This window comes from Shewanella japonica (assembly GCF_002075795.1).
Taxonomy (GTDB): Bacteria; Pseudomonadota; Gammaproteobacteria; order Enterobacterales; family Shewanellaceae; genus Shewanella; species Shewanella japonica.
The window spans coordinates 461,468-476,552 of record NZ_CP020472.1; the positions used below are offsets into that span (position 1 = coordinate 461,468).

General features: G+C 40.2%; 10 protein-coding genes. 6 read left to right on the forward strand and 4 right to left on the reverse strand.

The window, feature by feature from the left end; genetic code table 11:
* Window positions 1-20: 20 nt before the first annotated feature.
* Window positions 21-1,283, reverse strand: a complete 1,263-nt coding sequence (locus SJ2017_RS02080) for a type II secretion system F family protein (RefSeq protein WP_065109604.1) — start codon at window positions 1,281-1,283, stop codon at window positions 21-23.
* Window positions 1,284-1,343: 60 nt separating this feature from the next.
* Entirely contained in the window at window positions 1,344-3,050 is a 1,707-nt protein-coding gene (gene pilB / locus SJ2017_RS02085; protein ID WP_080914719.1) for a type IV-A pilus assembly ATPase PilB, read from the reverse strand.
* 326 nt (window positions 3,051-3,376) lie between these two features.
* On the opposite strand from pilB, the gene SJ2017_RS02090 reads away from it, so the two are divergent.
* Complete coding sequence (locus tag SJ2017_RS02090) at window positions 3,377-4,741, forward strand: O-antigen ligase family protein (protein ID WP_080914720.1); 1,365 nt, start codon at window positions 3,377-3,379, stop codon at window positions 4,739-4,741.
* A gap of 94 nt (window positions 4,742-4,835) precedes the next feature.
* Here the strand turns inward: SJ2017_RS02090 and SJ2017_RS02095 are convergent, their stop codons facing one another.
* Window positions 4,836-5,249 (reverse strand): pilin, encoded by a 414-nt coding sequence (locus SJ2017_RS02095; protein WP_174567601.1) that lies wholly within the window; start codon window positions 5,247-5,249, stop codon window positions 4,836-4,838.
* 1,183 nt (window positions 5,250-6,432) lie between these two features.
* The gene (gene nadC, locus SJ2017_RS02100) at window positions 6,433-7,311 is read right to left on the reverse strand and encodes a carboxylating nicotinate-nucleotide diphosphorylase (RefSeq protein ID WP_065109608.1); all 879 of its coding nucleotides are present in this window, start codon (window positions 7,309-7,311) and stop codon (window positions 6,433-6,435) included.
* Window positions 7,312-7,548: 237 nt separating this feature from the next.
* Here nadC and ampD point away from each other — a divergent pair, with 237 nt between their 5' ends.
* The 5 genes from ampD (at window position 7,549) to aceF (ending at window position 14,995) form a co-directional block, all read left to right on the forward strand.
* Window positions 7,549-8,109, forward strand: coding sequence for a 1,6-anhydro-N-acetylmuramyl-L-alanine amidase AmpD (ampD, locus tag SJ2017_RS02105; protein WP_055022946.1), 561 nt, complete (start codon window positions 7,549-7,551; stop codon window positions 8,107-8,109).
* 198 nt (window positions 8,110-8,307) lie between these two features.
* Window positions 8,308-9,159 carry a beta-lactamase regulator AmpE gene (gene ampE, locus SJ2017_RS02110; protein ID WP_080914721.1) on the forward strand — a complete coding sequence of 284 codons (852 nt, stop codon included), beginning with the start codon at window positions 8,308-8,310 and terminating at the stop codon, window positions 9,157-9,159.
* A 369-nt stretch (window positions 9,160-9,528) separates the two neighbouring features.
* Window positions 9,529-10,281, forward strand: a complete 753-nt coding sequence (gene pdhR / locus SJ2017_RS02115; RefSeq protein WP_055022944.1) for a pyruvate dehydrogenase complex transcriptional repressor PdhR — start codon at window positions 9,529-9,531, stop codon at window positions 10,279-10,281.
* A 74-nt stretch (window positions 10,282-10,355) separates the two neighbouring features.
* Window positions 10,356-13,019, forward strand: a complete 2,664-nt coding sequence (gene aceE, locus SJ2017_RS02120) for a pyruvate dehydrogenase (acetyl-transferring), homodimeric type (protein WP_055022943.1) — start codon at window positions 10,356-10,358, stop codon at window positions 13,017-13,019.
* Window positions 13,020-13,030: 11 nt separating this feature from the next.
* A complete protein-coding gene (gene aceF, locus SJ2017_RS02125) occupies window positions 13,031-14,995 on the forward strand; it encodes a dihydrolipoyllysine-residue acetyltransferase (protein WP_080914722.1) in 1,965 nt (654 codons plus the stop codon).
* Window positions 14,996-15,085 lie beyond the last annotated feature (90 nt).

Here is a 15,085-nt window from a genome sequence, read left to right on the forward strand (position 1 = left end):
ATTCTTATTGTTTTTAAGCTTTAGCCGACAACGTTACCCATTTCAAAAATAGGTAAATACATACCGATAATCAAACCACCAACAATTGTGCCAATGACAACCATCATGATTGGTTCAATCAGGCTTGATAAGCCATCCACGGCATCATCAACTTGCATTTCATAAATGTTTGCAATTTTATTAAGCATGTCATCTAAACCACCAGACTCTTCGCCGATCATTACCATTTGTATAAGCATGTCAGGGAAGATACCTGTGGTTCTCATTGCTACATTCATTTGCATACCAGACATGACTTCTTGGCGGACTTTTAATAATGCTTTTTTATAAACGGCATTACCGGATGCGCCAGCAGCAGACTCTAAACCATCAATTAATGGGACACCCGCGGCAAAGGTTGTTGCCAGCGTGCGCGCAAATCGAGACATTGCTGCTTTATGTAAAATATCACCAATTGCGGGTATTTTTAGCAGTGCGACATCAACTTGATCTCTAAAGCCCTGAGAATTTCTGTGTGCTCTTTTAAATGCAAAAATTCCAATTATTAAAGCAACTGCAAAGTAGTACCAGGAACTTTGTAGCCACTCTGAAATGCCTATGATCATTTGAGTAAATGCTGGTAGCTCGGCACCAAAACCATTAAATATTTCTTCAAACTGAGGAACTACAAATAATAATAGCAAAACCGTAACTGCTATAGCTACGATAACGACAGCTGCAGGGTAAAACATGGCTTTTTTAATTTTAGATTTTAAGGCCTCAGCTTTTTCTTTATATACAGCAATGCGATCGAATACCGCATCTAATGAGCCTGAATGTTCACCAGCAGCGACCAAGTCAACATAAAGATCATCAAAATATTGTCTGTGGGGACGAATAGCATCAGATAGAGGAATACCTGATTGAACATCGGTCAAAATTCCAGATAATAGCTCACGCATTTTAGCCTTTTCATGACCTTTGCCTAAAAGTTCAATGGTTGTAACAAGCGGTACACCTGCGGCTAGCATAGTGGCTATTTGTCGAGTAATCATTGCAATATCCATCGCAGTGATCTTTTTTTCTGACTTAAATAGTGGAGTCGCTTTTTTTCTCACTCCCTTGGGAGTCACTCCTTGGGCTTTTAAAACACTGCGTATTTCAGCAATCGAAGTGCCGCGTAGTTCGCCAGATGTTCTTTGACCATCTCTATTGACACCTTTCCATTCAAAAGTGAAGGTTTTAGGTTGTAGCTTGGTGTCTTTTTTTGTTCTCGGCTTTCTTCTTGCCGCTGCTGTTGCCATAAAGCAAATCCTTTTCTATTTATTATGTGCAATCAATGCTTAACGAAAATTTACAGCTTGTTAATTAAAACTTGTAACACGGTTTACCTCTGCAATACTAGTAATCCCTTGCGTTACTTTGAGTAAGCCTGATAAACGTAGATCTCGCATACCACTTTGTGTTGCTTGTTTGGCTATTTGCAGAGAGTTACCTCCTTCCATAATGGTACGAGCGATTTCATCTGTCATTTTCATTACTTCGTATATACCCACTCGACCTTTATAACCGCCAGAGCAATGGTCACAGCCAACCGGTTTGTAAACCGTGAACCCATTATTAATTGAGCTTTCGCTGAAACCTAGGCGCTGTAATTCTTCAGTGGGAACATCTTCTGGAGATTTACACTCAGGACATAATCGCCTTGCAAGTCGCTGAGCGATAATTAAATTCACTGAGCTAGCAATATTATAGCCAGGTACACCCATATTGATTAATCGCGTTAAGGTTTCTGCTGCAGAATTCGTGTGCAATGTAGACAATACTAAGTGACCTGTTTGTGCGGCTTTAATTGCAATTTCTGCCGTTTCTAAATCACGGATCTCACCGACCATCACAACATCAGGATCTTGACGTAAAAATGATCTAAGTGCTGAAGCAAATGTTAACCCAGCTTTTAAATTGATATGAACCTGATTAACGCCTTCAAGGTTAATTTCTACCGGATCTTCGGCGGTAGAAATATTGCGCTCTTCAGTATTGAGTATATTCAAGCCAGTATACAAAGATACTGTTTTACCAGAGCCGGTCGGCCCTGTTACAAGGATCATTCCTTGTGGTTTAGCGAGCATTTCTTCGTATAGAAGGCGCTGATCATCTTCATAACCGAGTTTTTCAATACCTAATTGCGCAGAAGAAGAGTCTAAAATACGCATTACAATTTTTTCACCCCAAATAGTTGGGAGTGTACTCACACGAAAATCGATAGATTTAGTACGTGATAGCTTCATTTTAATTCGGCCGTCTTGCGGCACTCGGCGCTCTGCAATATCCAGTTTCGACATAACTTTTAAGCGAGCAGAGATTCTGCTTGAAAGATTGACAGGGGGCTCAGAAACTTCATGTAAGATACCATCGATTCTAAAACGAATACGGTAACGTTTTTCATAAGGCTCGAAATGTAAATCTGAAGCACCTTTGCGAATTGCATCGGTTAGAATTTTGTTTATATATATAACTATTGGTGCATCATCACTGCTTTCTGCTGGCTCTTCTTCTTGTGAAGTATCTGTAACTTCAATACCAGCTAATGCTTCTTCATCCATGCCATCGAGGCCGAGACCTGAAATATCATCTTCAAGTACTTTCTCAAGAATGGTATTGAGCTTATCATCTTCAACAATGATTGCTTCGGCATGGAGGCCTAAACTAAATTGGAAGTCTTCTAGCGCAGCAATATTCGTTGGATCTGAGGTGGCAATATAGAGTCTATTACCACGTTTAAAAAGCGGCAAACAGTTATGGGTAGCGATAAGTTTTTTGTTAAGAATGTCTTCAGGTATATTTGCTACATCAAACTCGGATAAATCCAGTAATGGTGAACCGTATTCTTCATAGCACATTTCTGCAATTTCTCTCGCAGATAACGCTTTCATGGCAATTATCGTGCTTACTAAAGTCTTTCTTTTTTTCCGAGATTGTAAAATAGCATCAGACATCAGTTGTTCGTCTAATAATTTTTTTCTAACAAAAACGGTTGAAAGTCCTAAATTGAGACTTGTTGCTGCCATGAGGATTCCAAATTATAAATATTTACCAAATATTAACTTCTTTTAGTTAAGATGTCATTCAATAGAAACGCACAGTTGCTCTGTAGCTATAAAATTTTATTCTTAGATGATATGAGCCGATAAATTAACCTTTTATCCCTTTCTTATTTCAATAATATAGAAGTTTATGTTAACAGCTGATTTTATTTTGAAGTAAAAACCCATAGTTAAACAGGATAATTTAAAGCATCAAGGTTTGTTTATGTATTAGGTAGCAGTAGCTTTGAACGTTATATCAATCCTGCTAAATAGTGAGTCTTTTAACAAGTTTTAATGGTATTTAATGAATGCAGCTAAGAACAGCTAGTTTTGCCCTATTAATTGGTTTTTTGGTAACTATCATGCTGGGAACAGTTTTAGGGAATCGATTGACTGATATAATTGAAATAGGATCTCTTTATGACAGCAAGCGTTTTTTGGCTTTACTGTTTATTTGGTCCTCTGTACTTTTATTATGTACAACAAGTAATCTGAAAATTTTATCGCCAACTCCTAACCAAGCATTTTTTTTGCTAGCTATCACAGCATGCATTATAAACTCTTTAGTATTAAGCGAGCACCCTTATTGGAGCGGTGTTGAGCTTGCTAATATGGTGCTTTTTATTATTGTTTTTTTGTGCTTTTATAACGTAATAACAGTGTTAACTAGGCTGGAGTTAGTCAGTTATTTGTTCTTTTTCGCCGCATGCTTTTCTACGCTTCATTTTATTGTTTATTTGTTATATCTTGCATTTTCCTGCTCAGAAAATGGCCCTGCCGGAATTTCGAATCTAATCTCTGGATACGATAATGTGCGTTTTTTTAATCAACTGCAGGTTATGATTTACCCTCTACTCTCTTTGGTTGTTTTTTTCGAATCATTACATAAATATAGAAAAATCGCTTTTATTTTAGCTTCACTTCATTGCTTAGCATTATTGCAAACAGAAGCTCGGGGAGCAGTTTTGTCATTATTTATAACTTTTAACCTGATTAATTACTTTTCAACCCACTCTAGAAAGAAGTTGTTTGCATTATTTGTTACTAAGTCTTTCGCTGTTGGTTTAGTTCTTTGGTTAGGGCTTATTGTTGTGATACCAAGTATTTTTTTTGATACGACGACAGTAAGCATAGATACATCTAGCTCTGGCAGATTGGAGCTATGGTTATATGCAGTTAATAGTATACTTGAGCGCCCTTGGTTTGGTTTTGGGCCAATGAGTTTTGCTTGGGGAGAAGGAAGGCCTCTAGCAAATGCACATTTACATAATTCAATTCTGCAAGTTCTATACGAGTACGGCATTCCAATTTTTTTAGTTATTCTCAGTTTAATTTGTTTGTATTTTAAACAGGCACTATCTCAGTTAAGTTCTAATCACATTGTGTCAGAGAGTGTTTTGTTCTCAATTCTATCAGCTGCTATTTACTCTTTATTTAGCGGAGTTGTAGTTATGCCATTCTCCCAGTTATTACTTATATTTCTTGTTTCTGTGGGACTCTATGACAGGCAATATTCAGATAAGAGGTTCATTACTCTAAGGAAAGGAAAAAAGTTAGTGTTATTTATTCTGACAACAATATTTGTTGGTGTTGTAGCATCTAGTTTTCAACATTCAGAACTAAAGAATACCCAACATCCAAGAGTTTGGATAGATGGTGCAATTAGTTTTTAAACACTTGTCTATTTCATCTGGTATGCTTTCTAAATCTGATAGACAAAAAAAAACCTAGGCTTAAACACCTAGGTTTTAATACTTAAAAAGCTTGTTAGCTACAGCTTCCAGGCTTAAATTTAGCGTCTAAACCACCGCCTGTAGCACATGACCAAACACCTTCAGTTGTACGGTTCAATGTTAGTGTTTTACCATTTGCTTTATCTGCATTTGAATTCTTAATTGAGCAAGCAATGCTTGTACCTGTAACTGTAAGAGCACAATAACGACCGCCGCCAGCAGTCTGACCTATATAACCAGCGTCAGTAGCAGTCAATGAAGGTGTTTTACCTTCATTCTTAATAACTTCAAATTGTGACTTTAAAGAGCTAAGTTCAGAATAAGCAGAACCTACTTGTGACTTAACAGTGTAATCTTGGTAAGCAGGCAATGCGATTGCTGCAAGAATACCGATGATCGCTACTACGATCATTAATTCAATAAGAGTAAAACCCTTAGCGTTTTTCATTTGGTTAATGCTTTTCATTTTTGTCTCTCTCTGTATTGCTTCGGGCTTGTTCTTATCCTTGAAACTTAAAATTATTAAAGGCCCTTAATAACTTTAAGTGGTGTCCTATCACCACAATCCTTCCGACATTAGTAAACTAGTGTTCTTATTAAAATGGTAATGCAGTTACGAGACAGCTAAATAACTCGATTCTCAGGGAAACCAGTCATAAGCCATATCGTTACATTAGTGTTAAAGGATAGAGTAGTGTTTGAATATTCGCCACTTTACCTTTGACCACAATTAGCAGTGTAACATACTTGCTACATTGTTAACGGAGTGTTCAGCTGAGAGTTAGTGCTTAAAAATTACTTATCAAAGCAATTAATTGTTACCAAGGTAACACTTTGAAAAGTCATTTGTTAAGGCTTGTGTCTCAACATTAACTCGTCTGTAGTGAACGTTATTATAAAGTTACTAAAAAGGGAATACTTTATCGGCGTAAAGTGCGAAAAAAGCGTTTTTTGCTGGTTTTATTTCATTGAAACGACTCGGGAAGTAACATTTTTGTGACAATCTTTGCTCGATTTGAATAATAATTGACTGTCGATTAGTTTTGTCAAAATTATGGCATTGTTAAACAGCCTTTATATATAGAAATAAGTACTATATAAATTAAGCTTTAATAATGGTAAGACCTCTTAAGGTATTATGAGAAACTGGAATTCAATTAAAATTGTTAGCTAGAACTTCCGCTTCAAATAAGAAAGCAATGAGCAGATTAAAGGTCGGAATGACAGTAAATGTAGCTCATTTTATAGCCTGAGTAGCAGCGTTATTGTCCCAGAGTGAATCAGATAAAGGCTTCATATAGATCGATGAGCCAATGTTTAGACATGTTATTTGTGCTCGTGAAACCATAACCATAACCATAACCATAACCATAACCATAACCATAACCATAACCGTAACCAATGTCATATTCTCTAAGTGAAGTGAGTAATCGCTGAAGTTATTAGAGAAAGCTGATTCCGCACTTTTTGGGAGCACTAGCAAGGTATTAAAAAGCCTGCTTTAAGCAGGCTTCATAGAAACATCAAGGTCTAACTGTTAGTTGTGCCAATATGTTGATGTCATTTGTTATAAGTACCTAAATGCTAATAACTGTGTTTCTACTCTATATCAGTAACGAGTTCGCCGATATTTATGATTTTAGACGTAATGATAAATCAAGCGCTTTAACATGCTTGGTGAGTGCGCCAACAGAAATAAAATCAACGCCAGTTTTTGCAAAATCACTGATGGTGTCGATAGTGACGTTACCAGAGACTTCTAATTTAGTATTAAAGCCTTTTTGCTTAAATTGTTCATTTAGTGCTACAGCTTCAATCATCATAGTGACATCAAAATTATCAAGCATAATGATGTCTGATCCAGCTTCTAATGCTTGAGTTAACTCATTAATAGACTCAACTTCAACTTCCACGGGTTTATCAGCCGCTAGTTTTCTCGCTGCATTGACAGCCAGCTCAATATTACCGCAAGCCATAATATGATTTTCTTTTATTAAAAATGCATCGAATAAGCCGATGCGATGATTTTTACCGCCACCACAGGTGACTGCGTATTTTTGTGCTGTGCGAAGTCCAGGAATGGTTTTACGCGTATCAAGCAGACGAGTGTGTGTGCCAGCTAATTTGTCGACATAATGCTTGGTTAAACTCGCTACACCAGATAGCGTTTGAATAAAGTTCATTGCAGTGCGTTCGCCAGTTAAGATTGCTCTAGCTGGCCCTGAAAGCTCACATAGCACTTGGTTAGGAACTAATAAATCACCATCATCAACATGCCAATGTAAAGCGACTTCGCCACCAAGTTGGTTAAATACTTGCTCTGCCCAAGCTTTACCGCAAAAAACACCTTCTTCACGGGTGATAAGTTCGGCTTCTGCATACTTTTCAGCAGGAATAAGTTGTGCTGTGATATCTGCAGCTAACATGTCTTTTGGAGTATGAGACGGATTGTGTCCTAGATCTTCATCAAGAGCGGTTTTCACTGCGTGACGGATGTCATTTTCAATCATGTGATTTGTCCTTGCTATTACAGCTGCATCAAGTTGGTCAATATATAATGAAATCCAACTGATAATAAAACAGGTATGCGAGCAACTTTACCACAGTTGTCATTTCAAAATATAGCGCTTAACTGATACATTAAGCTTGTTTACTAGCAACGCAGAAACAAGCTTAGTGATTAAATTCATTATGTATATAACAGCCCATTAAAGGTTGTAGTTTAACGCTGATAATAAGAATAGATTATGAACAAAAGTATTCATGCAGGCTGGCACCGAAAAGCCCGCATATGTAAGTCACCTCATTTTAATCAACGACCCCTACATGAGGTGAGTGGATTAATTATTCATAATATCAGCCTTCCCGCAGGCTGCTTCGGTTTACCGCACATTGATGGCCTTTTTCAAGGTTGTTTAGATGTCAGTGCCGATCCTAGTTTTGAAGAGCTTGCGGGTCTTGAAGTCTCTGCGCACTTTTTAATACGTAGAGATGGCGAGTTAGTGCAATATGTCAGTTGTGATGACAGGGCATGGCATGCTGGAGTGTCGAGTTTTGAAGGTCGTGACAATTGTAATGACTTTACGGTGGGGGTCGAACTTGAGGGAACAGACGATGCTCCTTATACCAATGAGCAATATCAAGTTTTAGCTGAATTAACCTTGGAGTTGTTCAATGTATACCCTATGCTTAATCAAACTAGAATTGTAGGGCACTGCGATATAGCACCGGGACGAAAAACTGATCCTGGCGATAGTTTTGATTGGTCACGATATTTTAGTTTATTAGCAAACCGTGGTGCCAGCTAATGCCACTGATTAAATGATGTTCGGAATCTAACAGTAAATGTCTATTGTGTCAGTGGTTTTTATGATGTTGTCAGCTTGTATACTTCAAAAGGTAAGGCCAAATAAGCCTTTGTTATAAAGTCATTTTTTAATTATAGTGTTGAACTTAGTTTTGCGTTTATCCAGTAACTTTATTTTTGTTTAGTTTGCAGGAGTCACATGGCACTTTTTTCGTTATTAATTGCAATCATGGTCGAAAGACTCAAGCTACTTCCTGCAAGTTGGCAATTTGATTCAATGCTCGCTAAATACCATTCTTTATTTTGGAAAGATAAGCAACTTGATTCAGCTATTTGGGTTTCTATTGTTATCCTTATTCCTGCGGTTATGATTTTTCTCTTGTTAGTCCTCTTAGATGGTCTCGTTTATGACTTACTGACATTATTGCTATGGGTCGCAATATCCATTCTTTGTTTTAGCCATCAAACTCTGCGTAATAACTTCAAAAAATACATGCTTGCGGCGTGTCGAGGAGATGTACAGGCCTGTTACCATTATGCCGAAAGCCTAGATTGTGCTGAATGCTTAGATGCTATTGATGAAAAAGATTTGGGCCAACAAATAGGTAAAACAGTCGCTTGGGTTAATTATCGGTATTACGGAGCTGTAGCATTATTTTTGATCTTCTTTGGGCCAGTTGGTGCGGTGCTTTATTGTACGGTACGTTTTTATGACCAACATAATCAGTTAAACCAGCTCAATATGCCTTTTATTAGTCGATTACTGTTTTTACTCGACTGGCTACCGAGTCGCATTTTTAGCTTTGGTTTTGTATTAAGTGGTCATTTCGCTTCAGGCATTGCCGAATGGCGTAAACAGGTATTCAGTGCCAGCAATCATGCAAAAAATATTGTCACCCGTACAGCCATAGCCGCTGAAAGTATACCTGAATCAACCTCGGCGCCTGTTTGTGTGCAGCCAACCTTGGCATTATTAGCATTAAGTAAACGTAACTTTATTTTATTACTGACAGTTTTGTCGGTACTCACTATCTTCGGTGTGGTGAGTTAATACATCATCAAGTTTATGCGTAATTAATGCATAACTAATATTTATTTGAAATAGAAAAACAGTTTTTATTTTATAGACGATTAGCATTTAAAATAGCTGCTAAAGTTTACTAGAAATGCGCTTTTTATTTTAGCCGCTAACGACATTGAAACATTCCGTATCCCCTCAGTGGTTGCGTTTGTGAAATGGTCAGACCCCTTAAAAGTTTTTTTTCGTTATGCTCATAGCACCTTAAGAGTTGTGATGTTTTAAACTTTTAGCCAACATCCATTCAACACTAGCCTAACTAGACATCAATTGTTTGATTTGATAAAGTGCGCTATCTCATATAAATTGGTAAGACCAATTGACAACGGAGCTGAGGGCCAAATGGCTTATAGCAAAATAACCCAGCCAAAAATTTCAGATGTGATCATGGAGCAGCTAGAGCGCATGATCCTCGAAGGTAGCTTGCAACCAGGGCAAAAATTACCGCCTGAGCGTGAGCTTGCCTTGCAGTTTGAAGTGTCTCGTCCTTCTCTGCGTGAAGCGATTCAAAAGTTAGAAGCCAAAGGTCTGCTAATGCGCCGACAAGGTGGAGGCACTTACGTCAAAGAGCAACTTTGGCAAAGCCTAGCAGATCCTATTGTAGAGCTGATGCATAACGACTCTGAAAGCCAATACGACTTATTGGAATTCCGTCATGCTACAGAGGGTATGATGGCCTATTTTGCTGCGCTTCGTGGAAACGATGCCGATATGCAAAGCATCAAGCGTTCAATTAATGAAGTTGAAACGGCAAGCAATATTGAAGCTCAAGCCGATGCGATTGTGCGATTTTATCGTGCAGTTGCAGAAGCATCGCACAATGTGGCGATGTTACACCTAGTACTCAGTTTAACCCCTGTGTTGCACAAAAACGTGGCACAGAACTTAGAGCTTTTAAGCCGTCGCGAAGAAGCCTCTACTATGGCGAATGAACACAGGCGAGCATTACTCGCTGCGATTGTTCGCCGTGATCCTGATGCGGCACGTGAAGCCTCGAACGAACATTTAAGTTACATCGAGGAAGTCATGTTGTCAGTGAGGGAAGAAGACAGTCGGTTGCAGCGTAGCTTGCGCCGTTTAAAGAGCGGTGTTTGATACAAAATATAGTGAACATCACTATAGATTGACCGAAACACATTAATTATCAGTATCTAGAGAAGGACAGCGACATGTCTGAAGATATGCTACAAGACTTAGATCCATTAGAAACTCAAGAATGGGTAGATTCCCTGCAAGCGGTATTAGAGCAAGAAGGCCCTGAACGTGCGCATTATCTACTTGAACAGTTAATCGATAAAGCGCGCCGTAATGGTACTCATCTACCTTACAAGGCAACGACCGCTTATTTGAATACCATTCCATCTGGCCAAGAGCCACATATGCCTGGTGATCAGGAAATGGAGCGTCGCATTCGTGCTATCGTTCGTTGGAATGCCCTTGCAATGGTATTACGTGGTTCTAAGAAAGATTTAGAGCTAGGTGGTCACATTTCTAGTTTTGCCTCTAGTGCTACTATTTATGATGTGTGTTTTAACCACTTCTTCCGTGCTCCTAACGCAAAAGACGGCGGAGATTTAGTGTATTACCAAGGTCATATCGCACCGGGTATCTACTCTCGTTCTTTCCTTGAAGGTCGTATTAGCGAAGATCAAATGAACGGATTCCGTCAAGAAGTTGATGGTAAAGGTCTGTCTTCATATCCGCATCCCAAATTAATGCCTGACTACTGGCAGTTCCCGACAGTATCAATGGGCCTTGGTCCGATTCAAGCAATTTATCAAGCGCGTTTCCTTAAGTATCTCACTGACCGTGGTTTAAAAGATTGCTCTGAGCAAACGGTTTACTGTTTCTTAGGTGATGGTGAGTGTGATGAGCCTGAAACATTAGGTGCTATCGGTCTTGCTGCCCGTGAAGAATTAGATAACTTAGTCTTTATTGTTAACTGTAACTTGCAGCGTCTTGATGGTCCTGTTCGTGGTAACGGTAAGATCATTCAAGAGTTAGAAGGCGAATTCCGCGGCGCAGGCTGGGAAGCAGTGAAGGTGATTTGGGGTCGCTACTGGGATCCACTACTTGCACGTGATACTAGCGGTAAATTATTGCAGTTAATGGAAGAAACCGTCGATGGTGAATACCAAAACTGTAAAGCTAAAGGTGGCGCTTATACACGTGAGCACTTCTTTGGTAAATATCCTGAAACTGCCGAAATGGTTGCTAACATGTCAGATGATGACATTTGGCGTTTGAACCGTGGTGGTCATGATCCAGTTAAGATTTATGCTGCATTACAACATGCTAAAAATACTAAAGGTCGTCCTACAGTTATCCTTGCTAAAACAGTAAAAGGTTACGGTATGGGTGATGCGGGTGAAGGTAAAAACATCGCGCATAACGTGAAGAAAATGGGCGTAGAATCCCTTAAGTACTTCCGCGATCGTTTTAATATCCCAATTAGCGATGATCAGTTAGAAGATATTCCTTACTACCATCCAGGTGCTGACTCTGAAGAGGTTAAATACCTCAAAGCGCGTCGTGAATCACTCCATGGTGCGATGCCAACTCGCCTTGAGAAGTTCTCTGAAGAGTTAGAAGTACCATCGCTTAAGATTTTTGACTCAGTGCTGAAAGGCTCTAATGGCCGTCAAATCTCAAGCACAATGTCATTTGTCCGTATCTTAACGGCACTGCTTAAAGACAAGAAAATCGGCAAAAATATCGTACCGATTATTCCTGATGAAGCACGTACTTTTGGTATGGAAGGCTTATTCCGTCAGGTGGGTATTTATGCCCATGAAGGACAAAAATACGAGCCGCAAGATTCAGATCAAGTTGCTTACTACCGTGAAGATAAAACCGGTCAAGTATTACAAGAAGGGATTAACGAATTAGGTGCAATGTCATCTTGGGTCGCAGCGGCAACAAGCTACTCAGTTAACGATACACCTATGATCCCATTCTACATCTACTACTCAATGTTTGGTTTCCAACGTATTGGTGACATGGCTTGGGCTGCAGGTGATATGCGAGCGCGTGGCTTTATGGTGGGTGGTACTTCTGGTCGTACTACCTTGAATGGTGAAGGTCTTCAGCATCAAGATGGCCACAGCCATGTCTTAGCAAACACTATTCCAAACTGTATTTCTTACGATCCTACTTACGGTTACGAAATTGCTGTGATTGTTCAAGACGGTATTCGTCGTATGTATGGTGAGCAGGAAGACGTGTTCTACTACCTGACTACTATGAACGAAAACTACGAACAACTTGCGATGCCTGAAGGCAGTGAAGAGGGTATCGTTAAAGGTATCTACAAGCTAGAAAGTCATCAAGGTAGTGGTAAAGGTTCAGTTCAGTTAATGGGTAGCGGCACGATTCTAGAGCAAGTGCGTAAAGCGGCTGTTGCTTTATCAAAAGACTTCGGAATTAGCGCAGATGTATTCAGCGTGACTAGCTTTAACGAGTTAACACGTGACGGCCAAGCCACTGAGCGTTACAACATGCTTCACCCAACTGAAACGCCAAAAGTGCCATATATCTCTGAAGTGTTATCAAAAGATGCACCAGCGATTGTCGCAACAGATTATATGAAGATTTACGGCGAACAATTACGTGCTTACATCCCGACTGATTACAAAGTGTTAGGTACTGACGGTTTCGGCCGCAGTGATAGCCGTGAGAATTTACGTCACCACTTTGAAGTTGATGCTAAGTTCATTGTTATTGCTTCACTTAAGTCTCTTGTCGACCGTAACGAAATACCAGTTGATGTGCTAACTAAAGCTATCAAGGAATACGGTATTGACGTTGATAAGATCAACCCACAGTTCGCATAGAGAGAAACAAAATGGCTGAATTAAAAGAAGTTTTGGTTCCTGATATCGGTGGTGATGAAGTTCAGGTTATTGAAGTCTGTGTTGCAGTTGGTGATGAAATCGCTGCAGAAGACTCAATTCTTACGGTTGAAAGCGATAAAGCAACCATGGATATTCCAGCGCCGTTTGCTGGTACTGTAGCCGAGTTAAAAGTGGCTGTAGGCGATACCATCGCTGAAGGTAAGCTGATTGCGATGTTAAATGCAGCTTCTGCGGCGGCTCCTGTTGAAGCGCCACAAGCAGCACCAGCTCCAGTAGCACCAGCGACTCCTGCTGCACCAATCGTTGAAGCTCCTGCAGCGCCAGCAGCTGGCGGCTCGCAAATCATTGAAGTGGCAGTGCCAGATATTGGTGACGCTGAAAACGTTGATATTATTGAAGTTCTGGTGAGTGTGGGTGAAACCATTGAAGCCGATACCGGTTTAATCACCTTAGAAACTGACAAAGCGACGATGGAGGTGCCTGCACCTTCAGCGGGCGTGGTGAAAGAACTTAAAGTTGCCGTTGGCGATAAAGTGTCTCAAGGTTCATTAGTATTGATGCTTGAAGTTGGCGCATCAGCTCCTGCTGCAGCTGAACAAGTTGCCACAGCTCCTGCAGAAGCAACACAAGCTGCTGCGCCTGCTGCTAGCACTGTTGAAGTGAAAGAAGTTGCGGTTCCAGATATTGGCGATGCATCTGATGTTGACGTTATTGAAGTTTTGGTTGCCGTTGGTGATATGCTTGAAGTGGATACGGGTTTAATTACCCTTGAAACGGATAAAGCGACGATGGAAGTGCCTGCACCATTTGCTGGTAAACTTGTAAGCTTAACGGTAAATGTGGGTGATAAAGTTTCTCAAGGTAGCATTATTGCCACTGTTGAAACGACTTCATCTGCAGCCCCTACTCCAAGTGCGCCAGCGCCTGCACCGGCTGCAAGCAAACCAGCTCCTGCAGCGGCACCTGCTCCAGCTAAGGCTGCACCAGTGCCACATCATCCAAGTGCGGGTAATCAACCTAAAACGGGTGTGGTACATGCTTCACCTGCTGTACGCCGCTTAGCGAGAGAGTTTGGCGCCGATTTAACGTTAGTTAAAGGCACCGGACGTAAGGGCCGTATCTTAAAAGAAGATGTACAAGCCTTTATTAAGTATGAGCTAAGTCGCCCTAAAGCATCTGCTGCAACTTCTGTTGCTGGTGGTGCGAGTGGATTGAATGTGATTGCTGCGCCGAAGGTGGACTTCAGTAAGTTTGGTGAAGTTGAAGAAGTGCCGTTAAGTCGTATTCAGAAAATCTCTGGACCTAACTTACATCGCAACTGGGTTACGATTCCACATGTGACGCAATTTGATGAAGCTGATATCACTGAATTAGAAGCATTCCGTAAAGAACAAAATACACTTGCTGCTAAGAAGAAAGCGGATTACAAAATTACGCCGCTTGTCTTTATGATGAAAGCTGTAGCGAAAACATTGGCTGAATTCCCAGTGTTTAACTCAAGCTTAAGTGCTGATGGTGAATCATTAATTCAGAAGAAATATTTCCACATTGGTGTGGCTGTTGATACACCAAACGGATTGATGGTACCAGTTGTTCGCGACGTTGATAAGAAAGGTATCGTTGAGCTATCTCGTGAGTTAATGGATATTTCAGTGCGTGCTCGTGACGGGAAGCTTAAGTCAGCTGATATGCAAGGTAGCTGTTTCACTATCTCAAGTTTAGGTGGCATTGGCGGTACCGCATTTACCCCAATTGTTAACTATCCTGATGTGGCTATTTTGGGTGTATCTAAGTCTGAAATGAAGCCTAAATGGAATGGCAGTGATTTTGAGCCTAAATTGATGTTGCCATTATCGTTATCATACGATCACCGTGTGATTGATGGTGCAATGGCTGCGCGCTTTAGCGTCACATTATCTAGCATTCTTAGCGACATCCGTACGTTAATTTTGTAAAGAGAAAGGCTGCTCAATGTGAGCAGCCTTTTTTATCTCGTCACAGGATTGTGATCAGTGTCAAACAAAGGGTAAAATGCGGCCACCTTA

Excerpts from the sequence above, each read along its gene's own strand:
- ampE (WP_080914721.1), top strand. The coding sequence starts at position 8,308 with ATGGCACTTTTTTCGTTATTAATTGCAATCATGGTCGAAAGACTCAAG.
- ampD (WP_055022946.1), top strand. The coding sequence starts at position 7,549 with ATGAACAAAAGTATTCATGCAGGCTGGCACCGAAAAGCCCGCATATGT.
- nadC (WP_065109608.1), bottom strand. The coding sequence starts at position 7,311 with ATGATTGAAAATGACATCCGTCACGCAGTGAAAACCGCTCTTGATGAA.
- aceF (WP_080914722.1), top strand. The coding sequence starts at position 13,031 with ATGGCTGAATTAAAAGAAGTTTTGGTTCCTGATATCGGTGGTGATGAA.
- SJ2017_RS02095 (WP_174567601.1), bottom strand. The coding sequence starts at position 5,249 with ATGAAAAACGCTAAGGGTTTTACTCTTATTGAATTAATGATCGTAGTA.
- aceE (WP_055022943.1), top strand. The coding sequence starts at position 10,356 with ATGTCTGAAGATATGCTACAAGACTTAGATCCATTAGAAACTCAAGAA.
- pilB (WP_080914719.1), bottom strand. The coding sequence starts at position 3,050 with ATGGCAGCAACAAGTCTCAATTTAGGACTTTCAACCGTTTTTGTTAGA.
- SJ2017_RS02090 (WP_080914720.1), top strand. The coding sequence starts at position 3,377 with ATGCAGCTAAGAACAGCTAGTTTTGCCCTATTAATTGGTTTTTTGGTA.
- pdhR (WP_055022944.1), top strand. The coding sequence starts at position 9,529 with ATGGCTTATAGCAAAATAACCCAGCCAAAAATTTCAGATGTGATCATG.
- SJ2017_RS02080 (WP_065109604.1), bottom strand. The coding sequence starts at position 1,283 with ATGGCAACAGCAGCGGCAAGAAGAAAGCCGAGAACAAAAAAAGACACC.